Source organism: Arthrobacter sp. Z4-13 (assembly GCF_054792705.1).
Genome location: NZ_CP096459.1, coordinates 1,740,209 through 1,762,460 on the forward strand (window position 1 = coordinate 1,740,209; position 22,252 = coordinate 1,762,460).

The 22,252-nt window shown below is 64.8% G+C and carries 22 protein-coding genes and 3 pseudogenes; 9 read left to right on the forward strand and 16 right to left on the reverse strand.

All coding sequences use genetic code 11. From position 1 onward, the window contains the following. The first annotated feature begins 11 nt into the window (after positions 1-11). The gene (locus M1E07_RS09675; protein WP_461189997.1) at positions 12-266 is read left to right on the forward strand and encodes a type II toxin-antitoxin system death-on-curing family toxin; all 255 of its coding nucleotides are present in this window, start codon (positions 12-14) and stop codon (positions 264-266) included. 813 nt (positions 267-1,079) lie between these two features. On the opposite strand, the gene M1E07_RS09680 is transcribed toward M1E07_RS09675, so the two are convergent. The 5 genes from M1E07_RS09680 to M1E07_RS09700 form a co-directional block, all read right to left on the reverse strand. Then, positions 1,080-1,847 carry an SDR family oxidoreductase gene (locus M1E07_RS09680; RefSeq protein ID WP_461189998.1) on the reverse strand — a complete coding sequence of 256 codons (768 nt, stop codon included), beginning with the start codon at positions 1,845-1,847 and terminating at the stop codon, positions 1,080-1,082. Positions 1,848-1,938: 91 nt separating this feature from the next. Further along, on the reverse strand, positions 1,939-2,769 hold the full coding sequence (locus M1E07_RS09685) for an aldo/keto reductase (protein ID WP_461190369.1): 831 nt from the start codon (positions 2,767-2,769) through the stop codon (positions 1,939-1,941). Between the two features lie 68 nt (positions 2,770-2,837). Beyond that, positions 2,838-3,659 carry an SDR family oxidoreductase gene (locus M1E07_RS09690; RefSeq protein WP_461189999.1) on the reverse strand — a complete coding sequence of 274 codons (822 nt, stop codon included), beginning with the start codon at positions 3,657-3,659 and terminating at the stop codon, positions 2,838-2,840. Between the two features lie 65 nt (positions 3,660-3,724). Next, positions 3,725-4,276, reverse strand: a complete 552-nt coding sequence (locus tag M1E07_RS09695) for a nuclear transport factor 2 family protein (protein WP_461190000.1) — start codon at positions 4,274-4,276, stop codon at positions 3,725-3,727. 38 nt (positions 4,277-4,314) lie between these two features. Beyond that, entirely contained in the window at positions 4,315-5,817 is a 1,503-nt protein-coding gene (locus tag M1E07_RS09700) for an MFS transporter (RefSeq protein WP_461190001.1), read from the reverse strand. Between the two features lie 151 nt (positions 5,818-5,968). On the opposite strand from M1E07_RS09700, the gene M1E07_RS09705 reads away from it, so the two are divergent. Together M1E07_RS09705 and M1E07_RS09710 are read left to right on the forward strand one after the other, a co-directional pair. Further along, positions 5,969-6,865: a helix-turn-helix transcriptional regulator gene (locus tag M1E07_RS09705; protein WP_461190002.1), complete on the forward strand. Its 897-nt coding sequence runs from the start codon at positions 5,969-5,971 to the stop codon at positions 6,863-6,865. Between the two features lie 101 nt (positions 6,866-6,966). Next, complete coding sequence (locus tag M1E07_RS09710; protein ID WP_461190003.1) at positions 6,967-7,725, forward strand: hypothetical protein; 759 nt, start codon at positions 6,967-6,969, stop codon at positions 7,723-7,725. A gap of 42 nt (positions 7,726-7,767) precedes the next feature. Here the strand turns inward: M1E07_RS09710 and M1E07_RS09715 are convergent. The 6 genes and pseudogenes from M1E07_RS09715 to M1E07_RS09740 all read right to left on the reverse strand — a co-directional run. After that, positions 7,768-8,555 (reverse strand): annotated as a pseudogene (locus M1E07_RS09715) (zinc-binding dehydrogenase); the annotation flags it as partial. Between the two features lie 140 nt (positions 8,556-8,695). Continuing rightward, positions 8,696-9,097, reverse strand: a complete 402-nt coding sequence (locus tag M1E07_RS09720; RefSeq protein ID WP_461190004.1) for a (R)-mandelonitrile lyase — start codon at positions 9,095-9,097, stop codon at positions 8,696-8,698. 33 nt (positions 9,098-9,130) lie between these two features. Continuing rightward, on the reverse strand, positions 9,131-9,265 hold the full coding sequence (locus tag M1E07_RS09725) for a hypothetical protein (RefSeq protein ID WP_461190005.1): 135 nt from the start codon (positions 9,263-9,265) through the stop codon (positions 9,131-9,133). After that, positions 9,259-9,492 (reverse strand): nuclear transport factor 2 family protein, encoded by a 234-nt coding sequence (locus M1E07_RS09730; protein WP_461190006.1) that lies wholly within the window; start codon positions 9,490-9,492, stop codon positions 9,259-9,261. Before M1E07_RS09730 ends, M1E07_RS09725 begins: the two co-directional genes overlap by 7 nt. After that, the gene (locus M1E07_RS09735; RefSeq protein ID WP_461190007.1) at positions 9,489-10,517 is read right to left on the reverse strand and encodes an aldo/keto reductase; all 1,029 of its coding nucleotides are present in this window, start codon (positions 10,515-10,517) and stop codon (positions 9,489-9,491) included. The genes M1E07_RS09730 and M1E07_RS09735 overlap by 4 nt, the downstream gene beginning before the upstream one ends. A 19-nt stretch (positions 10,518-10,536) precedes the next feature. Next, a complete protein-coding gene (locus tag M1E07_RS09740; protein ID WP_461190008.1) occupies positions 10,537-10,704 on the reverse strand; it encodes a hypothetical protein in 168 nt (55 codons plus the stop codon). Between the two features lie 54 nt (positions 10,705-10,758). Between M1E07_RS09740 and M1E07_RS09745 the strand changes: the two genes are divergently transcribed. Further along, positions 10,759-10,881 (forward strand): hypothetical protein, encoded by a 123-nt coding sequence (locus tag M1E07_RS09745; RefSeq protein ID WP_461190009.1) that lies wholly within the window; start codon positions 10,759-10,761, stop codon positions 10,879-10,881. Between the two features lie 40 nt (positions 10,882-10,921). Here M1E07_RS09745 and M1E07_RS09750 read toward each other — a convergent pair. The 3 genes and pseudogenes from M1E07_RS09750 to M1E07_RS09760 all read right to left on the reverse strand — a co-directional run. Beyond that, positions 10,922-11,082: pseudogene (locus M1E07_RS09750) on the reverse strand (IS481 family transposase); the annotation flags it as partial. Positions 11,083-11,106: 24 nt separating this feature from the next. Then, positions 11,107-12,696, reverse strand: a complete 1,590-nt coding sequence (locus M1E07_RS09755; protein WP_461190010.1) for an FG-GAP repeat domain-containing protein — start codon at positions 12,694-12,696, stop codon at positions 11,107-11,109. Between the two features lie 669 nt (positions 12,697-13,365). Continuing rightward, the gene (locus M1E07_RS09760; RefSeq protein WP_461190011.1) at positions 13,366-14,007 is read right to left on the reverse strand and encodes a cob(I)yrinic acid a,c-diamide adenosyltransferase; all 642 of its coding nucleotides are present in this window, start codon (positions 14,005-14,007) and stop codon (positions 13,366-13,368) included. 106 nt (positions 14,008-14,113) lie between these two features. Between M1E07_RS09760 and M1E07_RS09765 the strand changes: the two genes are divergently transcribed. Continuing rightward, positions 14,114-15,823 carry a BCCT family transporter gene (locus M1E07_RS09765; protein ID WP_461190012.1) on the forward strand — a complete coding sequence of 570 codons (1,710 nt, stop codon included), beginning with the start codon at positions 14,114-14,116 and terminating at the stop codon, positions 15,821-15,823. Between the two features lie 771 nt (positions 15,824-16,594). Further along, complete coding sequence (locus tag M1E07_RS09770; RefSeq protein WP_461190013.1) at positions 16,595-17,827, forward strand: saccharopine dehydrogenase family protein; 1,233 nt, start codon at positions 16,595-16,597, stop codon at positions 17,825-17,827. Between the two features lie 42 nt (positions 17,828-17,869). On the opposite strand, the pseudogene M1E07_RS09775 reads toward M1E07_RS09770, so the two are convergent. Next, a pseudogene (locus M1E07_RS09775) lies at positions 17,870-17,968 on the reverse strand (helix-turn-helix domain-containing protein); the annotation flags it as partial. Positions 17,969-18,168: 200 nt separating this feature from the next. Between M1E07_RS09775 and M1E07_RS09780 the strand changes: the two are divergent. Genes M1E07_RS09780 through M1E07_RS09790 form a run of 3 tightly spaced genes read left to right on the forward strand, consistent with a single transcriptional unit; the run spans position 18,169 to position 20,547 of the window. Next, positions 18,169-18,426: a hypothetical protein gene (locus tag M1E07_RS09780; RefSeq protein ID WP_461190014.1), complete on the forward strand. Its 258-nt coding sequence runs from the start codon at positions 18,169-18,171 to the stop codon at positions 18,424-18,426. Further along, positions 18,423-19,628, forward strand: a complete 1,206-nt coding sequence (locus M1E07_RS09785) for a cupin domain-containing protein (RefSeq protein ID WP_461190015.1) — start codon at positions 18,423-18,425, stop codon at positions 19,626-19,628. The genes M1E07_RS09780 and M1E07_RS09785 overlap by 4 nt, the downstream gene beginning before the upstream one ends. Continuing rightward, positions 19,618-20,547 carry a sucrase ferredoxin gene (locus tag M1E07_RS09790; protein WP_461190016.1) on the forward strand — a complete coding sequence of 310 codons (930 nt, stop codon included), beginning with the start codon at positions 19,618-19,620 and terminating at the stop codon, positions 20,545-20,547. The genes M1E07_RS09785 and M1E07_RS09790 overlap by 11 nt, the downstream gene beginning before the upstream one ends. 276 nt (positions 20,548-20,823) lie before the next feature. On the opposite strand, the gene M1E07_RS09795 is transcribed toward M1E07_RS09790, so the two are convergent. Next, positions 20,824-22,248: a glycoside hydrolase family 32 protein gene (locus M1E07_RS09795; RefSeq protein ID WP_461190017.1), complete on the reverse strand. Its 1,425-nt coding sequence runs from the start codon at positions 22,246-22,248 to the stop codon at positions 20,824-20,826. Between the last annotated feature and the right edge of the window lie 4 nt (positions 22,249-22,252).

Sequence of the window (22,252 nt, forward strand, 5' to 3'; positions counted from 1 at the left end):
CAACGACAGTCATGGGTGTGGAAGCTTATCCGCAGTTAGCGATGAAGGCGGCGGCCTTGACGGAGTCGGTGGCGCGCTTCCACCCGCTGACCGACGGCAACAAACGCACAGCGTGGACACTGATGGTTTTGATGCTCTGGATCAACGGTTACCGGCATGACTTCAGCACCGATGCGGCATTTGATCTCGTCGTCGGGGTAGCCGCCGGAGATGTCTCACTTGAAGCCAGCGGCGGGCTGATTGGCAAACATCTCATCCGGCGCTAGCTAACGGGTTCGGGTTGCCGGTTGGGCCATTTCCGGACGCGTCGTCCTGTGCGGCGGTGCCGGCCCGTTCAGGGGATGCCTGAACGGAGGCGGCAGCGACCATAAGGTCCTGGAAGCTGGCCAGGAGGCGAACGTGGGTCAGGCTCTTTTATGGCGTCTCGTGGTTGGGAAATGGTGTGGACAATGTCCACAGATTGGGCTCAAATCGGGCCGTATAGCCGTCGGACTGCTCGAATTCCGGATGTTTCCGGGGATTCCCAGTCTTTGCAAGGCCCGGAAGACAGTTCGAGTCCCACCTCGGGGCACAGCATATCCCCTCGTCAGAGGGGTTTTTGCTTTAACGTGTGTACATTCTGTCGGTCGGGCCCTCTGACACGGTCCGCTGACTTTGGCCTGGCTGCAGCGGTGGGGCATACTTGGCGGGCTCGGGTCCTGGCCGTAGGCGCTCCGCCTGCTGGGAGCTGGGGCTACATGGTTCCTCCTTCCGGTTCTATCGGGTTGGTAGGGGGTGGCCAACACCTGTTCATGGTCCGGGGCTGCGGGTACAACATGACGTCGCCGTCTTTTGTAGGAGATTCTTCTTGAGGGCTCCTCAAAACTGACGCCGGAGCCATATGTGCTTCATTTTGTCCTGCCAAAGGGGGTTTGGACAGTGTCCACACCTAAGTCTGCTTTAGTGGTTCGTCGTGTCACGCAGCGAAGGGAAGCTCGAATCAATAGCGGGACGAATCGACCCGCGGGCGCTCTGCCATCATCTCCGCGGGGGCCAGCGACCTATGAGCCATTCCCGAGGTGTCTCGCCAGCCAAGAGGGTTAGGTGTGGTCGGCAGCAGCTTCGAGGTCGGCGACGACGGACTCGGGTTCCGAAGCCAAGGGAAGATTTTGTTGGTCCCGGGCTCCGTCGACCCCGCCGCTGGGATCGCGGTCGAGGCGCGCGAACAGGGGGTCGAGGGATGGCTGCTCGGGGCCGTGTTCGGCAACGAGTTCGAACGTGGTGTGGGCAGCGTCGTCAGAAGTCAGGCTGTCGATGAGGACCCGCGCGATTTGGTGCCGGGCGATGACCCCGTCCGAAGAGTTGCCGGCGTGGCGGGTGTCGCCCTGAAGCATGGTGATCTGGAGTTGGTTCTTATCGTTGTAATCGAACCACCCCGGCCGCACGATCGTGTAAGTGTTGCCGCTGGCGCGGACGAGGCGTTCGCTGCGGCGTTTCCAGTCGTAGTAGTCGGCCCGCGCTGTGACTCCGATCGCGGTCATCAGTGCGATACGCGCCCGCCGGCCGTCCAGCGCGGCGAGGATATTGTGGACGCCGGCGTAGTCCACGGCTTCAAGGTCACTGCTTCCGTACGGTGCGCCGTGGGTGAAGACGATTGCGTCAACACCGTCGACCGCGGCGGTGAGTGTTTCTGGCCGGGTGAGGTCACCGATGACCACTTGTGCACGGTCATCAAGGGTGCGGGCCCGCCGCTCGTTGCGCACCATGGCCCTGGCAGTGTGGCCTTGCCGAAGAGCTTCGGTGATGGCGAGGCGGCCGACGCTGCCGGTGGCTCCTACAAAGAGGACGGTGAGTGGTTCTTGGGTCATGATGATTTCCTGTTCTGGCGCCGACGGCACCGCATGGTGAGTTCAGCGGCACCGCCGGCGTCGAGTCTGGCGGCTTTTGGTCCTGTCAGGCTTAGGGGATGGTGAGGCCGAAGCTGTCGAAGTCGATCTGGTCGGGATCCATGGTGTCCCCGATGTGGAGGGCGTCGATGCTGGCCAGTTCGTCGGCGGTGAGTTCGAAGTCGAACACTCTGAAGTTCTCCGCGATCCGGTCCCGGCGCACCGACTTGGGGATGGCGGAGCGGCCCTGCTGGATGTGCCAGCGGATCATGACCTGCGCTGTCGTCTTGCCATGATCGTCTGCGATGGCCTGAATCGTCGAGTCGGTCAGAGGTGTGGTGGTGTCACCCCTGTAGTGCCGGATCCCGCCGATGGGCGACCATGCCTGCGTGACGATGCCATGGGCTTGGTTGGCAGCCTGGAGGTCAGGCCGGGTGTTGTATGGGTGCAGCTCAATCTGGTTCACCGCCGGCATGACGTCGGTTGCGCGCAGGAGCGCCTCGAGCCGGACCGGATTGAAGTTGCTGACGCCGATGGCCCGGACCGCACCGTCGGCGAGGAGCCGCTCCAACGCCTTATAGGCCTGGATTGTCTTGTCGAAGGTGTTGGGCTGGGCCTGGTGAAGGATCAGAAGATCAATTTGGTCCACGCCGAGCTTCTTGGCGCTCTTCTCGAAGGCCTGGAGCGTGGTGTCGAAGCCGTAGTCGCTGACCCAGACCTTCGTTTCCACGAAGACGTCTTCACGGGGGACGCCGGAGCGGCGAAGGCCCTCCCCGACCTCGCGTTCGTTGCCGTACGCCGCGGCCGTATCAATGTGGCGGTACCCAACTTCGATGGCGGCCTCGACGGCGGCGACGGTCTCGTCGGGAGGGGTTTGGTATACACCCAGCCCAACCGAGGGCATGGCGACACCGTTATTCAGGGTAATGAGTTCAACCACAGCGGGCTTCTCCTTGGTTTAAGGGAATGTTGTTAGAGCTGTCCGGCGCGCATAGCTGCGATGACGCCGCCGTCGGTGAGGAGGTCTGAGCCGGTGATGAAGGCACCTTCGGGTCCGAGGAGGTACCCGGCGATGGCTGCCACTTCCGCTGGGGTGCCCATGCGGCCGGCCGCTGAGGTCCGGATCATGTTCCGGTAGCCTTCGGCGAACGGGCCGGACATCTCGTCCTGGGCCAGGGGAGTGGAAATGATGCCCGGGCTCAGGGAGTTGATGCGTGCCCCGCGTGCGCCCCAGGTGGTAGCTGCTGCCTGGACGCGCAGGGCGTTGCCGCGCTTGGCCAGCATGTAGGCAGCGCCGGAATCGCCCACCTTGTCGGCCGCGAGGATCGGCAGGCCCAGAAGCTCGGCCGTGGGGGTGTAGGCCAGCGCGTGTTCGATCTCGCGCGGGTAGCCGTCGCCCATGTGGCCGGCCATGCTGGAAATAACGACGCCGGAACCACCTTGGGCGATGACGCGGCCGAATTCTTCCAGGACGTAGGCGGTGCCGAGAAGGTCAACGTGAAGGACCCGTTCGGTGGTCGCCTGGACTGGGGACACACCGGCGGCGATGACGACGCGGGTGACGTCCCCGGCGGCTGCAGCTGTGTCGGCCAAGGCGGCGACGGCGTCGTGGTTTGAGATGTCGACCGGGTGGGTGGTGACGTCGTAGCCTTCGCCGCGCAGCTGGCCGGCCACAGCGTTCAGGATTTCTTGGTTGTAGTCGGCGAGCAGGACGCGCCGGCCGATGCCGGCTATGCGGCCGATGGCTGCTCCGATGCTGCCTGCGCCGATGATGACTGCTACTTCTTGTGCCATGGTGTGTTTCCTTTTACGTGGTGTGACTGTCTGTGGTTGGCGGCTGCGCTGAATGGGTTCGACGGTTAGTAGGTGCGGGCCCGGGAGTGCTGGGCTTTCCAGGTACCGCCGTCGCGGACGTACATGGTGGTGGACTCCAGCGGCCAGGTCCCGCGGGAGCCGTAGATGGTGGCGTCAACCAGGTTCCGGGTGACCGCGACGGCCGAGTCACCGTCGATGGTGACGGTGGCGGAGACTTCCTCGAAGCCGTGATAGCGCATCTGCCCGGACCGGATTTGGTCCAGCCATTCGGCTTTGGTCTGCTCGTAACCGCTGATGTGCACGGCCACGAAGTCCTGGGCGAGCAGTTCATCGAGTTCATCGGTCCGCTGCTCCACGAGCAACCGGCTCCGCTCCCTGGTCGCCTCAAGGACTGCTGCTTCATCGGAATTCGCGGACGGGGTACTTGGCGTCTCATTCATGGGGATGGGACTTTCTGAGGTTGTTGCCTCGGAGAGGGTTGGTGCATTGGATTCTGCATTCGGGGGAGTGACGGCTGGTGAGCAGCCGGCAAGGACCGCGGCCAGGCAGAAGGTGGCCAGCAGGGCGCTGCCCGGCTTTTTGATGAGGAACGGCATGGCGATCCTTTCGATACTCTGCCTCGTGTGAAGCACTTTTAGTAGTGGGCCAGCGAGGCGGCGGAGTCGGTGGACGATTCATCGACGGCTGCATCGGAGGGTCGGGTGGAACGGACGAGGATGAGGGAGGTTGCTGCGGCAAGAACGAGGGCACCGGCAGCCCACCAAAACGCTGTGACGTAGCCGTGAACGGCGGCCTGATCCGCTGCGGCGGTCGTGGTGGCCTGGCTGGTTACCAGCCAGGCTGCGGTGGCACCGGCGGCAATGGTGCTCATGAGCGCGGTTCCGACTGCTCCGCCAATCTGCTGGGAGGTATTGACCATCGCCGAGGCGACCCCGGTGTCCGCCGGGTCAACATCGGACGTGGCAAGGATCATGGAGCACATGAACGCGGTTCCCAGGCCCAGGCCCATGATGACGCTGGCGGGAAAGACTACTTGCCAGTAGGCGTTCTCGACCGTCAGCCGAATCAGCCAGAACATTCCGGCCGCGCCCACCAGGTAGCCGCCGCCCATCAGCCACCTGACCGGAAGCCTGCCGATGAGGCGTGTCCCAAGCTGGGTGGAGCCCAAAATCAGGCAGGCCACGAGGGGAAGGAAGGCTACACCGGTCAGCAGCGGGGAGAACCCGAGGATGGACTGCATGTAGTAGGTGAGGAAGAGGAACTGCGTGAAGTTGCCGGCCATGGCAAGGGACACGCTGAGGTAGGCCCCTCCCCGGTTCCGGTCCAGGATTACGCGCATCGGCAACAGCGGGGCTGACACACGGTTTTCGACGGCGACGAACACGGCCAGCAGGACCACGGCCGTCACGAATGAGGTGATGGTGATTGCTGCGCCCCAGCCTTCGGTCTCTGCCCGATTGAGTCCGAAGACCAGAGCGGCGAGCCCGACCGAGGCCAGCACGGTGCCGAGGACATCGAGCCGTTCACGCTGAAGTTCAGCTCCGGCGTCGCGGATGTAAGCCAGGGCACCGAGGACGGCGACCGCGCCGAAGATGATGTTGACGAGCAAGGTCCACCGCCATGAAGCGAACTCGGTCAGGACCCCACCAAGTAGCAGGCCGATTGCACCGCCGGCACCAGCGACGGCACTGAAAACACCAAACGCGGTGGCACGTTCCCGGCCGGCAGGGAAGGTTACGGACAGCAGGGACATGGCGGCCGGGGCGAGGAGGGCGGCGAACACACCCTGCAGAACCCGGGCCGCCACCAGCATCTCGATATTGGCAGCGAACCCGCCAAGCACCGAGGCGGCGCTGAAACCAACGAGCCCAATGATGAACGAACGCCGGCGCCCCCATTGGTCCGACAACCGCCCGCCCAGCAGGAGCAGCGCCCCGAAGGCGAGGCTGTAGGCGGTGATCACCCACTGCCGGTCGGCGTCGCTGAACGCCAGGTCCAGCTGGGCCTGTGGAAGGGCAATGTTCATGATTGAGGCATCAAAGATCACCATCAGCTGGGCGATCGAGATGAAGATCAACGCGGTCCAGCGCCGTCTCGTGGTCACGTCCGCGGGGTGTGCGGTCGGCGAGTCTGTCATTCAGGGATTCTCCGTAGAAGTCTTGGACGTCGAGGCGCTTCGCCTCTCTTCAACAAGTCAACCGTCGCCCCTCCTGCCGAGGTAGTGGCTGGTGTTCCATGTAATGCCAGTACCTCCCACCGGCCATCTGTTCGCGCGTACCGTGGAAATCGTGACGAACAACAGCGAAGTACGTGAATTCCTCAAATCACGCCGTGCCCGGATCACCCCGGACATGGCAGGGCTGCAGATCTATGGCGGCCTGCGCCGCGTACCCGGCCTGCGCCGCGAGGAACTCGCCATGCTCGCCGGGATGAGCATCGACTACTACAACCGGCTCGAGCGCGGGAACCTCACCGGCGTCTCCGACAGCATCCTCGAGTCCCTCGCCCGTGCCCTCAAACTCGACGACGCCGAACGCACCTACCTCTTCGACCTCGCCCGCGCGGCAAACCAGAAACGGCCCAGGCAGCGCCGGCGCGGCCCGCAGAAACTCAGCCCCAGCATCCAGCACCTCCTCGACGGCATGAGCGGCATCCCGGCCTTTGTTCAGAACGGCCGGCTCGATGTCCTGGGCATGAACGAACTGGCCCGCGCGCTCTACCACCCCAACGGTGACGAGCCGGAGGAGCCGCAGAACTTCGCCCGCTTCGTCTTCCTCGATCCCGCGTCTCCCGGCCAGGTGGCGGACTGGGAATCAATGGCCCAGGACGTCGTCGCCATTCTCCGGCAGGAAGCAGCACGCGACCCCCACAACCGCGACCTCACCGACCTCATTGGAGAACTCTCCACCCAAAGCAAGGACTTCCGGACCATGTGGGCCGCGCAGAACGTCCGCCTGCACCGCTCCGGGACCAAACCCTTCCACCACCCCGTGGTCGGCGACTTCGAACTGACCTTCCAGGCACTGCAACTCCCCGGTGACGAAGGCCTCACCCTCATCGCCTACAGCGCCGAACCCGGCACCCCCGGACACGACGCACTCAACCTGCTCGCCACCTGGGCCGCCACTGTCCGCCGTGAGGCCGGTCAAAAAGCGACAGAGGTGCCTACCCACCACGGCGCCTGAGTCGTCGTGATCTGCCCTGCAGTGTTCGACTCAGTACCGGTCCGTGATCCGGCCAGTACCTGCACCCATGCGGTGACCGTGCGGCAGGCACGTGCAGTCACATGTTGACCAATGACAGGCACGGGACCGGGCGCCGCCGGTTCTTCGGTCTTTTCGTGCTCGGGATGCTCGCGGTACCGCTGGCGCTCTTCGGGCCCGGCTTGTTCAGTGGTTTTCGCACCGAGATCATCCCGGCCTTGTTGCCCCCGGAATGTACGGTCGCAACCTCGGAGGGGGAGGTCAGGCTCGACCGTGACGAGGCGCAGCTGGCAACGACCGCCGTCGCGCTCCTGGCCCGCGGGATGGGGGCACCGGACACCTCGGGCGTCGATGAGGCAGTGTTGCAGCGGCTGGCCGAGGGGCCAGCCGACGACGCTGGTCCTTCCCTGGCCTGCCGCGGCTCGGCCACTGGGGACCTGCAGGAACAACAGCTGGGCGTCTCCGGCCTGACATCGCGCGCTGAACAGGTGCGCGAGGCCATGACCGGGGTGTTCGGCGACCAGAGCCTGGGTGGCTTTGCCCCGGGCGGCGTCGGTCAGGGGCACGGAGCCGCCTCCACGCACTATGACGGCAGGGCGATCGACATTTTCTTCCGACCGGTGACCGAGGAGAACCGGCGTGAGGGATGGATCCTAGCCCACTGGCTCGTCGCCCATGCCGAGGAGCTGGACATCCAGTACGTGATCTTCGACGACCGGTTCTGGAGCGTGCACAGCTCGAGCGGGCAATGGCACTCCTATGACTCACCCGAGCCCCGCAACGAGATCCTGCGTCACCTCGACCACGTGCACGTGGACGTACTGCGCGGAGGTTCTAACTGAGCCAAACCCCGAACTCATCCCCCTGCTCAGCTCAAGCCCTCTCTATGGCCGGATGAGGATCTTGAGGGATTCGCGGGAATCCATCGCGCGGTAGCCGTCGGGGACGTCGTCGAGACTGATGGTGCGGTCGAAAACCTTGCCCGGGTTGACGGTGCCGTCCAGGACGCCGGGGAGCAGGGTCTCGATGTAGGCACGCACGGGGGCCGGGCCACCGGTCAGCGTGATGTTCGGGCCGAACATGGAACCGAAACCGATCGGGGCGTCCTCGTACTGCGGCACACCCACACGGCTGATCACGCCTCCCGGGCGGACCGTGCCGAGTGCCTGGTCTTACGCGGGCCGGTGTCCGAAGCATTCGAGCACGGTGTGGGTGCCGTCGCCGCCGGTGAGCTCACGCACCTTCTCGATCCCTGCCTCGCACGTTCAGCGACGACGTCGGTTGCGCCGTACTCCAGCCCGAGGTCGGTGCGGGCTTTGTGCCGGCCCATCAGGATGATCTGCTCAGCGCCCAATTGTTTGGCGGACAGGACCGCCATAAGGCCGACGGCGCCGTCGCCGATGACGGTGACGGTGGTCCGTTCGTTGCCGCCCGCTTTGATGGCGGCGTGGTAGCCAGTGCCGTAAACATCTGACAGCGTGAGCAGCGACGGCAGCAGGTCGCTGTCCTCCCCGACTGGCGCCTTGACCAGGGTGCCGTCTGCAAAGGGGACGCGGACGGCTTCCGCCTGTGCACCGCCGATTCCGCCGGCGGCCCAGAAACCGCCGTGGCGGCACGAGGTCTGCAGCCCTTCCCGGCAGAAGTCGCAGGTCCCGTCGGACCATGCGAAGGGGCGGTGTGCTCCTGCAGGACGAGATCGGGCACGTTCTCCACACGGACGTCACCGGCACCGTACATGAAGGTTGCTCGCATCTGGCTACTCTCCTTTGTTTTTGATGGAAAAGACTTGGGCCTGCTGCCTCAGCGGCACGGTTAGCGGCCGTTGTACTCCTCGTCCGTAATGTGCTCGCCCCAGCTAGTCGTTTCGGAAGGGTCTTCGCCGTTTTGGAGCATGGCGATGTGCTCCATGAAGCAGCCGGGAGCGGCGGCGTGCCAGTGTTCCTCTCCGGGTGGGGTGTAGATCGTCTGGCCGGGGTGGACTTCGATGATTTTTCCGTCCCGGGTACCGAAACGACCCACACCCTGGGTGACACGCAGATATTGGCCGTGTTTGTGGGAGTGCCAGGCGGTACGGGCTCCGGGTGCGAAGCGGACGGTGGCGACCACCATGGTCTGGCCGGGCTCGTGGGGGAGTGCGACTGGATCCAGCCAGACGTCGCCGGCGAACTGCGCCGCTGGGTTTTTGGTTGTCGGCACAGCAGGTTCGATATGCATGGTTTCCTTACGTGTTGTCTTTTGTCGGGGGTTTCACCAGGTTGATGCGACTGTGCGGGTGATGACCCAGCCGTCTCCGCGGGGCTCGAACCAGGAGCGCAACGTCAGGCGCCAGGTGGCCCTGGATCCCCAGATCGTGGCGTCGGTCAGGGTGCGGGCGGTCAGCACGGGACGGTGTCGTCGGTGCTGTGGATGGCTTCCACCGTTTCCATCCGGTGGTACTGCATCTCCCCGGATTCGATGGCGTCAAGCCATTCGGCCTTGGCCTGCACGTATCCGGTCATGTGCGTGAGCGTGAAGCCGTCGGCGAGGAGGGGGCCGAGTTCTGCAAGGTCCCCGGCCACCATCGCCTCGCACAGCTCACTGTGGACCTGCTCCAGGTGGGCGTCGCTCATGGTTGCGTCCGCCGTCGTGCGTTCGCCGTGAGTTCGTGGGTGCCGTAGCTGTTGTCGTCGGGGTTGACTGTCACTCCCGGGGCGACGAGCTGGTCGATGCGGTCCAAGATATCGGTGGACAAAGTGATATCGGCGGCGGGGAGGTAGGACTCCAGCTGTTCCATTGTGCGCGGTCCCACGATGGCGGACGTAACGCCGGGGTGGTTGATAACGAACGCGATGGCCAGCTCGATGAGGGTCACTCCTGCCTGGTCGGCCAGCTGGGCGAGTTCCTCGACGATGTCGAGCTTGCGCTGGTTGGCCGGCTTCATCATGTCGAACCGGGCGCTGGGCCGGGCACTGGAGGCGGGCTTGGACGCGGAGTCCTTCCGCCACCGCCCGGAGAGCCAGCCGCCGGCGAGCGGGCTGTAGGTGAGGGTGCCCATGCCGTGGCGCTGCGCAGTTGGAAGGATGTCCTCTTCGATGCCGCGGACCAGGATGGAGTAGGGCGGCTGCTCGGTGACGAACCGCTCCAGGTTGCGTTCCCGTGATGCCCATTGGGCTTCCACGATCTGGGATCCGGAGTAGGACGAGGAACCGATGTACCGGACCTTGCCCTGGTGGACCAGGTCGGTGAGGGCGCCCAGGGTCTCCTCCACATCGGTGTCCGGGCTGGGCCGGTGGACTTGGTAGAGGTCGATGTAGTCGGTGTTCAGCCGCCGCAGCGAGCCCTCCACCGCGCGCATGATCCAGCGGCGTGACCCGCCGCGCTGGTTGGGATCGTCCTGGTGCATGGGCATAAAGAATTTGGTGGCCAGGAAGACGTCGTCGCGCCGGCTCCCCAGGGCCTGCCCCACGATCTCCTCGGATACACCGCCCGAGTAGACGTCAGCGGTGTCGATGAAGTTGATGCCCGAGTGGAGTGCGCGGTGGATAATCCGGGTGGCGTCGGCGCAGTCATCGTTGCCCCACGGGCCGAACATCATCGCACCGAGGCATAACGGACTGACCCGCACACCGGTGCGGCCAAGGGGACGGTATTCCATGCTGATCTTCTCTCTCGTCTTAGTCTTCGGGGATGACCATGGCGAAGCGCTCCGGCCGCGCCTCGTCGGGGTCCGGTCCGTTGCGCATGCCGGAATCGAGCGCGTCGATAGCCGTGAGGTCGGCTTCGGAAAGTTCGAAGTCGAACACGTCGAAGTTCCCGGCGATGCGTGCCGGGTTGGTTGACACACCGCAGTCGTTGACGCCCTGGCCGACAACGACCGGCCAGGGGCGGACACTTCCTTGCGACTCCACCTCCGCGAAGTCTTCAAGGACATCGAACGCATCCAGAACGTCACGCCGGACCTCTTCTCCGACGGCACAACACCCAGGGCATCACGGCGAAGCGTTGCACGCCTCTCCTGAGCGCGCCTCCAAAGAAGACTGGATGTGCCCCTGCAGGCACTCGGGGCCGGTAGGGGCGCGTCCCTTTGTGTTTGATGTCCGGGCCGAGGGCCGCCGCGAAAGTTTGGGAGCGGTAGCAGGAGCCCTTGTCGGTCAGGACCCGGCCGACGGTGATCCCGGCGGCGTTGAGGCGACGTTCGCGCGGTCCCAGAAGGCGGCCGCGAAGCCGCATCAAACCGGGCGCTCTCAGAAGAGCGGTGAGAGCCCGTTCCAGCCCGGACCCACCTGGACCCGCGAAAGGAAGCCACCGGTGCCGTTACCGGGGTAGAGCCACAGCACGCCGGCACCGTCGCGGGCCAGCAGGTCGGGACGGCGGTCGCCGTTGAAGTCGCCAGGGCTTACGACGGCGGTCATCACATTCCATCCGCTGCCCACCCTGGTCCGGGGGAGCCAGCCGCCCGCGCCGTTCCCGCGGTACATCCACAGGATGCCCGTCGCGCTCTCCCGCGCCAGGACGTCGGCTGCCCCGTCGCTGTTCATGTCCCCTGGGCCGACGATGGTGCTGAAGATGTTCCAGCCGCCGCCGACGAGAACCCGGGGCAGGAAGCCACCGGTGCCATTGCCACGGTAGAGCCACAGGTAGCCGGTGCGGGTTTCCCTCGCGAGGACATCGACCCGCTGGTCGCCATTGAAATCGCCGGGGCCGACGATGGCGCTGAAGATGTTCCAGCCGTTGCCGATGCGGACCCGGGACAGGAAGCCACCGGTGCCATTGCCACGGTAGAGCCACAGGTAACCGGTGACAGTTTCCCGGGCAAGGACGTCCAGCGCGCCGTCCCCGTTGAAGTCGCCCGGCGTCTCGAGAGAGTTGAAGATGTTCCAGCCATTGCCGATGGACACGCCGGGGAGCCGGCCTCCGCGGCCGTTCCCGGGGTACATCCGCAACTCGCCGGTGGCTGGCAGGCGGGCGAGGGTGTCAGTGTTCCAGTCGCTGTTGAAGTCCGCGGTCGACCCGGAGAGGCTCGATGCCGGAATGGGCAAAGGCGTAAACGCATAGGGATCGCAGGTCAGGTCGTAGTCCCGGATGTCGTCGTACCACTGCGAAATGTAGACACGTCCACCCGAGAAACTCGGCTGACGGCAGCGGTCCAGCGCCTCGCCGGGATAGTCCAGCCTGCCAGCCGTTGCCCACACCGGGACGCCTGGCAGCCGCCACGAGCCGGTGATGCTGGCCCACCCTGACGCAAACGAGTAGAGGCCGTACGAGAATTTCGCATCCCGCAGGGCGCGCATGATGCCCTCGATGATGTACCGGTTTTCGCGCTGCTGGGCTGCGGTAGCCGTGGGCCAGGGCTGGGCCGGCCGGGGCTCAACGTCGATCCACACCACCCGCGGCGCAAAGCCCACCCGGGCCAGGCTGGCTATGGCGAACCGCGCTTCGGCGTACCCCACGTTGGACAGCTGGCCTGCGCGGGTGGTGGAGGACCAGGGCCCCTGCGTCCGGTAGGTGGCGAGCTGTCCAGGCGTGGGGAAAGACGCCATGGCGTACGCCTGCGCGGGCTTGTTGTTGGTCCTGGCCCAGGCTACCTGGCTTGCCAGGCACGGGTTCTCGGTGAAGGGCAGCCCCTTCGTCAGACCGATGATGACGAACTGGGACGACGCGGGCGGCAGGGGCAAACCAAAGCCGCCAGCCGCCGTCGAGCATTGCGGCCACGAGATGTCGTGGCCCCTCAGGGACACAGCCTGGGCGGAAGGCGCGCCGGGGACGAAACCCAAGAGGAGTGCGAGGAACGCGAGCACGGCCGTGAGGGCCCGCACCCCCAATGCCCAGGTCATGCTGGCCGCCCGCTTTCGGATGCTCCCAGCGGGCAACTGCGGATATCCCGCCTCAGGGCTGCGGCTACCAGCCCCCCAGATTCCAGCGCATCGAATTCAAGCTCTGAATGACGAAGTTCAGCGTCCATCGCCGCTGCTCCTTTGCTTTCACCCAGTTTACGGTCGGGGGCGTCGGGCTGCTAGCTAGATGTATTGGCCTGAGAGGTTGATAACACAGCTGGCTGGTGGCTGACCTTTGAGCGAGGTGTGGCCTCGGTGAAGTTAGCTGTAACGCTGCTTTCGATCAGGTGCGGGTGGCACGGAACCTACTCGGCGGGGGGACGGTGTACGCGAGCCCCGAGATAGCTGATCGGTCGTCTGGAAACGCGTGCGGCTGCGTTCCATCCTCTCCGGTTTCATCAGTTAGACGACAACACAGCTGGCGGTGAGCACAACGCTTCGGGTGCTTGCCTGACATGTGCGGAACTGATAGCGATCTTTCGTCAGCCATACCGGGCAGTGCTCAGTCAGCCAGGTGCTACGCCTTGGAGCGGCAAAGGGATGGGGGAGTGGTTGCACTGCCTGCTCGAGCTCGGCTATCACGGCCAACAAATCCGGTTCAGCACCGAACTGCCGCCTACGCCGAACGAGCCTACGGGGGACGAGGGTTGAGCCGCCGGTCCGCCGTTCCTACTCGCCGGGGCCCTGGGTGGCGGCGGTGTCAGTGTCGGTGTCGGCCGGCTGCACCGATGCCTCCGGCATCCACACGATATCCCCGTGCTCGGCATTGGCCCCACGTGCCAGGACGAACAGCAGGGACGACAAGCGGTTCAGATAGCGGGCGGTCACCGGATTGACCGTATCCGGATATTCCTCGACGGCCATCCAGACCGCCCGCTCGGCGCGCCGCACTACGGCGCGGGACATATACAGCAGCGCCGCACCGGCAGTGCCGCCGGGCAGCACGGTGCCGCTGACGTCCTCGGAATCCGCGGCGAAATGCTGCGCGGCACGTTCCAGCCGGTCGATATGTCCCTGGACAATCCGTGCCTGCGCCAGCTCCGGCCGGCCCAACGGGACGGAGAGGTCCGCCGTAAGATCGAAAAGGTCGTTCTGCACGCTCGCCAGCATGGATGTCACGTTGATTGGCAGGCCGCCGATAGCGACGGCGACGCTGATGGACGCGTTGGCTTCATCGCACTCAGCAGAGGCGGCAACCCGTGCATCCCGCTTCGCCACGCGGCCGTGGCCGCCGAATTCCGTGTATCCGTCGTCTCCGTCCCGGGTGTAGTCGGCGGGCTCCGGGGCCGGGGATTCTTCGCGGCGACTCATGCCGGCAACTATACTGACGAAGGCCACGCGGCGAACAACTGGCTATCCTCCCGGACGGTGGACCGCGCAGTGACCCGGTATGGCCCACGATGTTGTGAGGAGTCCGATGAAGCATCATTCAAGCGACAACCATGACCTGGAGGAGCGGCTGGGGGAACCCGCATCATTGCCGTCGGCCCAGGGCTGGGCGAGCGTTGATAAGACGGTCTTCGGCGTCTCGGCCGGAATTATTCTGGTGCTCATCCTGCTCGGCGTGTTCTTCACCGATGCCGTCGGGGACGGTACCGCGGCGGCCCTGTCCTGGATCACCAGCACCTTCGGCTGGCTGTTCATCCTGAGCGCCTCAGGATTCGTCGTCTTTTCCCTGGTCCTGGCCTTCGGCCGCTACGGACGGATCCCGCTCTCCCATGAAGGCGAAGCGACAGAATTCAGCACCCTTTCCTGGGTCGCCATGATGTTCAGCGCCGGCATGGGGATCGGGCTGATGTTCTACGGCGTGTACGAACCCGTCACCCATCTAGCTTCCCCGCCGCCCTTTGTCGACGTCGCGCCCGGCAGCCCGGAGGCCGCCGGCACCGCCATGGCCTACACGATGTTCCACTGGGGTCTGCATCCCTGGGCAATTTATTCCGTCGTCGGGCTGGCGCTGGCCTATTCCACCTACCGGATGGGCCGCGGCAACCTGATGAGCGCCCCGTTCCAGTCCCTGTTCGGCCAGGAACGCATCGAAAAGAGGGGCTGGGGCAAGCCCATCGACATCCTGGCCATCATCTGCACCAAATTCGGTACGGCCACCTCGCTCGGTCTCGGGGCGCTGCAGATCGCTGCGGGCCTCGCGCTGCTGCGCACCGGCAAATTCGAGGAAGACCCCTCGGCCGCAGTGCCGATCATTGTGATCTGTGTGCTGACGGTCGGCGTGGTGCTCTCCGCGGCCAGCGGCATCTCCAAGGGCATTAAATGGCTGAGCAACACCAACATGGTCCTGGCTGGAGTCCTGCTGTTGTTCGTCTTTGTGGCAGGCCCCACGCTCTTCATCCTGGATCTGCTGCCCTCCGCCATCGGTGCCTACCTGACCGAGCTGGTCCCGATGAGTTTCCATTCGGCCGTCTTCGGCGGCAGTGACTGGCTGGCCAGCTGGACCATCTTCTACTGGGCCTGGTGGATCTCCTGGACCCCGTTTGTCGGCACCTTCATCGCCAGGATTTCCCGCGGGCGCACCGTCCGGGAATTCGTCCTGGGCGTCCTGCTCGTGCCCACCGCCGTCAGCACGGTGTGGTTTGTCATCTTCGGCGGAGCCGGCATGAACCAGCAGCTGAACGGCGTGGACATCGCCGGCGCCGGCAGCGAGGCGGCAGGGTTCTTCGCGGCCCTGCAGAACTACCCATTCTTCATCGGGGCGGCGCTGGTGGTCATGGTTCTGACCGCCGTCTTCTTCATCAGCGGCGCCGACGCCGGTGCCCTGGTGCTGGGGACCTTGTCCACACGCGGCAGCAAGCACCCCTGGAAGCCGCTGGTGATCTTCTGGGCCGTCCTCACCGGCGCGGTGGCCTCGGTCCTGCTGGCCGTCGGCGGGCTCGCTGCCCTGCAGACTTTCACCATCCTGGCCGCCAGCCCGTTTGTGCTGATAATCATCGGGCTCTGTGTGGCACTGTACGCTGACCTGCGCCGCGACCCGCTGCGCCAGCGCCGGCTCGGCCCGGTTCGGGGAGCGACGGGGCTGCAGGCAGCCGTCCCCTTCAGCGAGGCGGCCATGGCCGAGGCCAAAGCGGAAGAAGACGCCGACGCGGCCGACGACGATGGAAGCGGGACAAAATAAGCACCTTCGCCGCGCGCTGGCGGGAGCGGATCTGGGCCGGATTTGCACAGGGTGCCCCTTTCAACCCTCTCCGCCCTAGCCGACTCCGGCGGAGGCCAGCACCGCCAGGGGCAGGCCAGCAGTACGATCCCGGGCCAGGGACGTTCCGGATGTAAGGCGATGGCCACACATGACCCTGCCGCGACGAAGGTGAACAGACTGCCCCAGCTCGCCTCGAGAGGGACTTTCCATTGATAACGCTGATCCACCAGCCTGGCAGCGTCATGAGGTCGGCGAGCCCGAAGAGGGGTATGGCAGGGGTGCGGATACTCATCAGCACCCGTGTAGGGCCGTCATCTCCTTAGCGGGACATAAGCTCAGCAAACGGCTCGGGGGAGCGCGGCAGTTGTTGAAAGCCATTTGGGAAGTGGCAAAAAGGAAGTGTGGACAATGTCCACGGCTTTTGGCTTCGTATCGGGTCGTACATCGGTCGGATTGGCTCGGTTTGCTTATGTTTTCTCGAGTTTCCAGTTTCCAAGGCCAGGAATCGCGTTTGAGTCCCGTCTCGGGCACAGTGTTTCCCCTCGTCAGAGGGGTTTTCGACAGGAAACTCCCAGCTTAGAACGCCGATTAGGGACCTTTCGTCAACCGGCTTCGGTGTAAGAATTGTCCCCGGCTGTGGGCGGGTATACCGGACTTCTCGTTCGAAAGTAGTTCAGTTCCGGTCGTTCCGAGGGCCCAAGCAAGGAGCCGTGTGTCGGCGTGGAGTTACCGCTGTGAAAGGCTGCAGTTATGGACACCTCATCTCGGGAACATGACCTCGTTCTCTACGGAGCGACGGGTTTCGTTGGCCGGCTGATCGCCGTCTACGTCGCGGAGCATGCACCGGCCGGTATGCGAGTCGGACTCGCGGGCCGGTCGAGGTCCAGACTCGAGGCGGTTCGGTCGCAGTTGCCGGTCGCGGCGCACGGATGGGCCCTTATCGAAGCCGACTCGGAGGACGCGGACTCAATCGCCGCCCTGGCCGCGGGCACACGCGTGCTCTTCACAACCGTCGGTCCATACGCGAAACACGGACTACCCGTCGTTGACGCCTGCGCACGGGCCGGTACCCACTACGCCGACCTCGCGGGTGAGGTGTCCTTCATCCGGGAGGCAATCGATCGCTACGACGCTTTGGCCAGGACGAGCGGGGCCCGGATCGTGCACTGCTGCGGCTACGACTCGGTGCCGTCCGACCTCGCCGTACTGCTGCTTCATCAGGCGGCAGAAGCCGATGGCGCTGGCGGTTTGGACGAGGTGCAACTCGTTGCTAGGGCCAAGGGTGGCATCAGCGGCGGCACGCTCGAGTCGATGCGCGGGCAGCTGGACGCGATGCGATCGAGCACCGCCTTGAGGTCATTAGCCGCGGACCCCTACGCTCTGAGCCCTGACCGGACACGGGAGCCGACGATACAACAGCCTCTTGACGCCGGTCCTGTGAGCCGTTCCGGGGACGGCACCTGGACCGCGCCTTTCATCATGGCCCCGGTCAACACCCGGGTAGTGCGCCGCAGCAACGCATTGCAGGGCTGGGCCTACGGCCGCTCCCTCCAGTACGGCGAGGTGATGGGGGTGGCTCCCGGGCCGGCAGGAGCGGTCATCGCCAGGGCAATGGCGGTCGGGCTTTGGGCATTCACGGGCGCGATGGCGTTCCCGCCGACCCGGCGGGTGCTCGACCGCTGTCTTCCGGCACCAGGTGCGGGTCCGAGCGCCAGCACGCAGCGCGCGGGCTGGTTCCACTCCCTGGTGACCGCCCGCACCGAGAACGGCCACCGATACCAGGCGGTTGCTGCCGGCCCCGGTGATCCCGGCTATGCCGCCACCGCCGTCATGGCGGGGGAGATTGCACTCGCTCTTGCCTTCGACGGTGACCGGCTGCCGACCGCGAAAGGGTCGCTGACACCGGCCACTGCACTCGGCAACGTGCTCATACAGCGGCTCCGTGTGGCCGGCCACATTTACCAGGTAACCAAACTCGTCTGAACCAGATGCTGCACATCGACGGCGTAGGCAGAGGAGCGTAGCTCAATCCACCTTGGCCTGGCGCAGGTACTGGTAGACCGTTTCCCTGCTGATCCCGTAGCCACGGGCAAGGACGGTTTTCGGGACACCCTTGCCGGCCCGATTGAAAGGGGATTCGCTACAGAAGGTTGTTCCCAGGGCTGGCCTGTGCCGTTAGGGTGATCACGGGCGGTGCCGATGAAGGACCGCCCGGTTGGGTAATCAGGTGCCAGTACCAAAGCTGATCCCAGCGATTCGATTCTCGGGAGGAAGCATGACCAGTCCAGAGCAGGATCCAAGCCAGCAGGAAGGCCCCGCGGACGGTGGCGCAGCCGCCGTCCCCGGCATGCCTGATGGGAGTGCCGATGGTGGTGCTGACAGCGGTGCCGATGGTGGTGCTGACAGCGGTGCTGACGGTGGTGCTGACAGCGGTGCCGATGGTGGTGCTGACAGCGGTGCCGATGGTGGTGCTGACAGCGGTGCCGATGGTGGTGCTGACAGCGGTGCCGATGGTGGAGCTGACAGCGGTGCTGACGGAGGAGCCGATGGGGGAGCCGCAGAACGGGGCATCTAAATTTTGAGCACCACCCGCACGGACTTTCAGGACCCCGGCGCACTGGAAAGCGGTGGGGTCCTGGAGACACGCCTGATTAAGATTGGCCGTGAGAGGTTCGCCGACGACGTCTGGGGGCGCACGGCGCTTCTCACGGGTGGCGCAAGTGACTTCTCCGATCTGTTCTCTGCCGAGGCCGTCGACGAACTGGTCTCGCGCCGCGGACTGCGCACACCTTTTCTCCGCGTCGCCAAGGGCGGCTCAACATTTCCGGACTCGTCATTCACCTCACCCGCCGGCGTCGGCGCCACCATCTCTGACCAGCTCGACGACACATTGCTTTGGCGCAAATTCGCGGACGGCGCCACGCTCGTCCTGCAGGCTTTACACCGCACATGGGAGCCCATCTCGGACTTCAGCAGCAGGCTGAGCACCGAACTGGGACATCCGGTGCAGGCCAATGCCTACATCACGCCGCCTCAAAACCGGGGGTTCGACGATCACTACGACGTGCACGACGTCTTCGTCCTGCAGATCGAGGGGACCAAGCGCTGGATCATCCATGAGCCCGTTCACCCGGACCCGTTGCGTGATCAACCCTGGACTGACCGCCGCTCCACCGTGGCCGAGGCCGCGAAAGGGGAGGCCTATATCGACACGGTGCTTGAGCCTGGGGATGTTCTCTACCTGCCGCGAGGCTGGCTGCATGCCGCGCAGGCGCAGGGCGAGGTCTCCATCCACCTCACGCTGGGAATCCACAGCTGGACCCGCTACGCATTGGCCGAACAGCTCGCGCAGGCCGCGCTTGCAACGCTGTGCGATGATCCCGAGATGCGCCGTACATTGCCATTGGGCGTCGACGGACCAAACGGGGAGATCGACGTCGTCCGTGAGCGCCTCGCCGCTGCTGTCGTTGAGGCTGAAACCAGTTATTTGTTCCACCGCACCCGGCGAGGACAGGGACGCCCCGCGCCGCTGGGACCGCTGGCCCAGCTCGCGGCTGTCGACGGCCTAAGCCCGGAGTCCGTGGTGCGGCTTCGCGATGCACTGGAAGCACGGCTGGAGGGATCGCGCCTGACCACGCGCGTGGGTTGGCTCGACTTCCCGGACGCCGATCTGCCGTCTGTGATGTGCGCGCTGGACGGGGAGATTCACACCGCGGGCGATCTCGGCGTCGAACTTGTTGAAAGACTGTTGCGCGCGGGGGTCCTCGTTCCCGTTGAACAGTGATCCAGACAGTGACTTCGCTACAGTGGCGGCCACGGAACGCTTCTTTTGCTCTGAAGGCGCCCGGTTGCGCGGCGACCCGATTGCAGGCACAGCGTCGCACGGCGTCGTCTGGGTCCTCATCGAGTACCGGGGCGGGTGGCCTCTCAATGGCTTTGAAGGGCTTGATCTCGAGCCTGAGACCAAAGCACTCTTGCTCTCCGCCGCGAAGGCGGCGCGGGCGCGGGTACTGCTGGTGAGACGGCCTGGCCCCCGCCGCCGTGAGGGTCAGAGCCATTGGGCAGTACTGCACCATGAGGATTCGGGCGAATATCGTCAGCATTGGGGAACGTGGGGCAAGGATGAGGATCTGGCGGAGATTGCCAGAGCCCTCAACCTCCCCGGAACGCTCGGCTATCCGCCCGTCATCCTGGTCTGCACTCACAGTCAACATGACCAATGCTGTGCCGTATGGGGACGGCCCGTGGGACGTGCGCTGAGTGAGCGGTGGCCGGAGCTGGTGTGGGAATGTTCGCATGTAGGAGGTGACAGGTTCGCGGCCAACGTCGTGGTTGCACCCGACGGTGTCTACTACGGAAATCTGGACGTGGAGTCGTCCGTCGCCACGATCGAAGAACACCTCGCGGGCCGTATCCACGCGGAGCATTTGCGCGGGTACACGGATCTCTTCCCAGCACAGCAGACCGCTGTCGGGGCCACGCTCAGGCGTTTCGGCCCGGCCGGCCGGAATGACTACAGGGTGGTCGAGACCTCCCGTGACGGTGACCATTGGCGGATCCGCATCACCGGCTGCCCGCCTCACCCGGCGCGTATCGACATCGAACTGCATGCTCACCGCGGCCCGCCGTGCCGGTTGACCTGCCGCGGACCGGCAATGAGCTCGGCCATGGTCTACGAGCTCATTTCGATCCGCGCAGTCTAAAGAACGGGTTTACCGAAGGCACTTCAATTGTCGGTGAGTCGACGAAGGTTCCAATAGCCGCAAGTCCACTTGGTCAATGAGGACCCGAATCCTGCCACACCCTGATTGCCTGGACAGGCGGCAGAAGTGGGCGTGAGGCAGCCCGCCAGTGTATGTCTCGGATATTCCCTGCCTGTCTCTCGTGCAAGGTAATCATTGAGCGTGTCCTGGCAGGTTATTCTGCGGACCGACAACCTGGGCCCGCAGTATGACCTGCCGAGACAATTGGGGCTTGGACTACTGCGTTGCCTTGATTTCGTGAATGGTCAGGTTCCGGAAAGTGGCGGCTCCTTCATGAGCGTAAAGGCGGATTCCGTTGTCGCCTTCAAGAGGGAATACCCGGTGTGAATGCACCACCCGTCCGTCTCCGACGAACATCTCCACGCTCGTACTGTCAACGAGGATGCGGATTGTGAGTCGTCCTGTCGAGGGGTCAATCGGAGTCTGGGTTTCGCCGCCGGTTGGGTTGATGGTTGGACGCCTGTTGAGGTAAACGAAGGGGCCTCTCAGGAATGCACCGGCTGCCACATGCCTGCCGCCGCCCTGTGCGCGGCATACTTCAAGGCCCACGTTGGCAGGCGCGGAGGTGGGGTCCCACACGAGCTCGCAGGTCAGGTCGTAAGCGGGTGCGCGGACGTCGAGGTCACGGGTGCCCCTTACAACCATGTCGCCCAGGCGGTGGGTTCGCTTCACATGGTTGTCCAGCGCGGACGTGGGGGCAGAGACGAGGTGGTACCCGCCGTTTTCCTGCTTGAGGCGGATGTCGCGCACGATCATGTCATCGCCGTTGTAGCCGTCCGTCTCAAGGGTCGGCGTGTTGTGGGGGTAATCCCAGAAGTTCGCCCAGCCGATTGCTCGACGGAGGGTCTCATCTTCCGCACCCGACGCGTCGTGATGTGGGTAAGTGACTGCTCCATAAAAGTCATAGCCATAGTCGAGCCATTCGGGCTCGGGGTGATCAGGCGTGAACAATGTTCCATCGAAGGCGCCCGTCCAGTACGCGTAGGTCGCGGGCAGGCCGCGGGCTTTGCCGTTGGCGCTCGTGCCGAGAATCCAATGGGAGCTGCCGTCGTCAGCGGTCATGCGGAAGATATCAGGGCATTCCAGCACCCCGAGATCGGTGCGTACGAACTCGCCGACGCGCCGCCAGGATCGCAGGTCGGCGGATGTGTAGAAGCCGAGCTTTTGCCCCTCGGCGTTGATCATGAACCATCGCCCGCGGTCAGCGTCCCAGATCACTTTGGGATCGCGGAAGTCATGCACTCCGGGGTTCGGCAGCACCGGGGCTGTGCCGGCGGCTTGGAACGAGCGCCCGCGGTCGGTTGAGTACCAGAGATACTGGGCCTGGCGGCCTTCGGGTGCCTGCGTCACGAGGGCGATCACTGCACCCGCGCCATATCCGGCGGTGTTCCGTTCATCGACCACAAGGGATCCTGACCAGCAGTCGCCGTTGTCGTCGCTGAACTTCGGGATCGCGACGCCGCGGTCAGTGAACGCGACGTGATCCGTGGTCGTCGCGCGGCGCCATGACGTGCCTCCGCCGCCCCGCAGGTAGTCAGCGTTGTACAGGTAGTAGTAGTGGTACTCCCCATCTATATAGATGGGGCGCTGAGGGTCGTTCTTCCAGTTATCGGGGACGCTGAAGTGATAGGTCGGGCGCATCCGG

Excerpts from the sequence above, each read along its gene's own strand:
- M1E07_RS09760 (WP_461190011.1), bottom strand. The coding sequence starts at position 14,007 with ATGAGTCGCCGCGAAGAATCCCCGGCCCCGGAGCCCGCCGACTACACC.
- M1E07_RS09795 (WP_461190017.1), bottom strand. The coding sequence starts at position 22,248 with ATGCGCCCGACCTATCACTTCAGCGTCCCCGATAACTGGAAGAACGAC.
- M1E07_RS09690 (WP_461189999.1), bottom strand. The coding sequence starts at position 3,659 with ATGGCACAAGAAGTAGCAGTCATCATCGGCGCAGGCAGCATCGGAGCA.
- M1E07_RS09755 (WP_461190010.1), bottom strand. The coding sequence starts at position 12,696 with ATGACCTGGGCATTGGGGGTGCGGGCCCTCACGGCCGTGCTCGCGTTC.
- M1E07_RS09695 (WP_461190000.1), bottom strand. The coding sequence starts at position 4,276 with ATGCCGTTCCTCATCAAAAAGCCGGGCAGCGCCCTGCTGGCCACCTTC.
- M1E07_RS09730 (WP_461190006.1), bottom strand. The coding sequence starts at position 9,492 with ATGAGCGACGCCCACCTGGAGCAGGTCCACAGTGAGCTGTGCGAGGCG.
- M1E07_RS09675 (WP_461189997.1), top strand. The coding sequence starts at position 12 with ATGGGTGTGGAAGCTTATCCGCAGTTAGCGATGAAGGCGGCGGCCTTG.
- M1E07_RS09710 (WP_461190003.1), top strand. The coding sequence starts at position 6,967 with ATGTTGACCAATGACAGGCACGGGACCGGGCGCCGCCGGTTCTTCGGT.
- M1E07_RS09765 (WP_461190012.1), top strand. The coding sequence starts at position 14,114 with ATGAAGCATCATTCAAGCGACAACCATGACCTGGAGGAGCGGCTGGGG.
- M1E07_RS09680 (WP_461189998.1), bottom strand. The coding sequence starts at position 1,847 with ATGACCCAAGAACCACTCACCGTCCTCTTTGTAGGAGCCACCGGCAGC.
- M1E07_RS09720 (WP_461190004.1), bottom strand. The coding sequence starts at position 9,097 with ATGCATATCGAACCTGCTGTGCCGACAACCAAAAACCCAGCGGCGCAG.
- M1E07_RS09770 (WP_461190013.1), top strand. The coding sequence starts at position 16,595 with ATGGACACCTCATCTCGGGAACATGACCTCGTTCTCTACGGAGCGACG.
- M1E07_RS09735 (WP_461190007.1), bottom strand. The coding sequence starts at position 10,517 with ATGGAATACCGTCCCCTTGGCCGCACCGGTGTGCGGGTCAGTCCGTTA.
- M1E07_RS09685 (WP_461190369.1), bottom strand. The coding sequence starts at position 2,769 with ATGCCCTCGGTTGGGCTGGGTGTATACCAAACCCCTCCCGACGAGACC.
- M1E07_RS09700 (WP_461190001.1), bottom strand. The coding sequence starts at position 5,817 with ATGACAGACTCGCCGACCGCACACCCCGCGGACGTGACCACGAGACGG.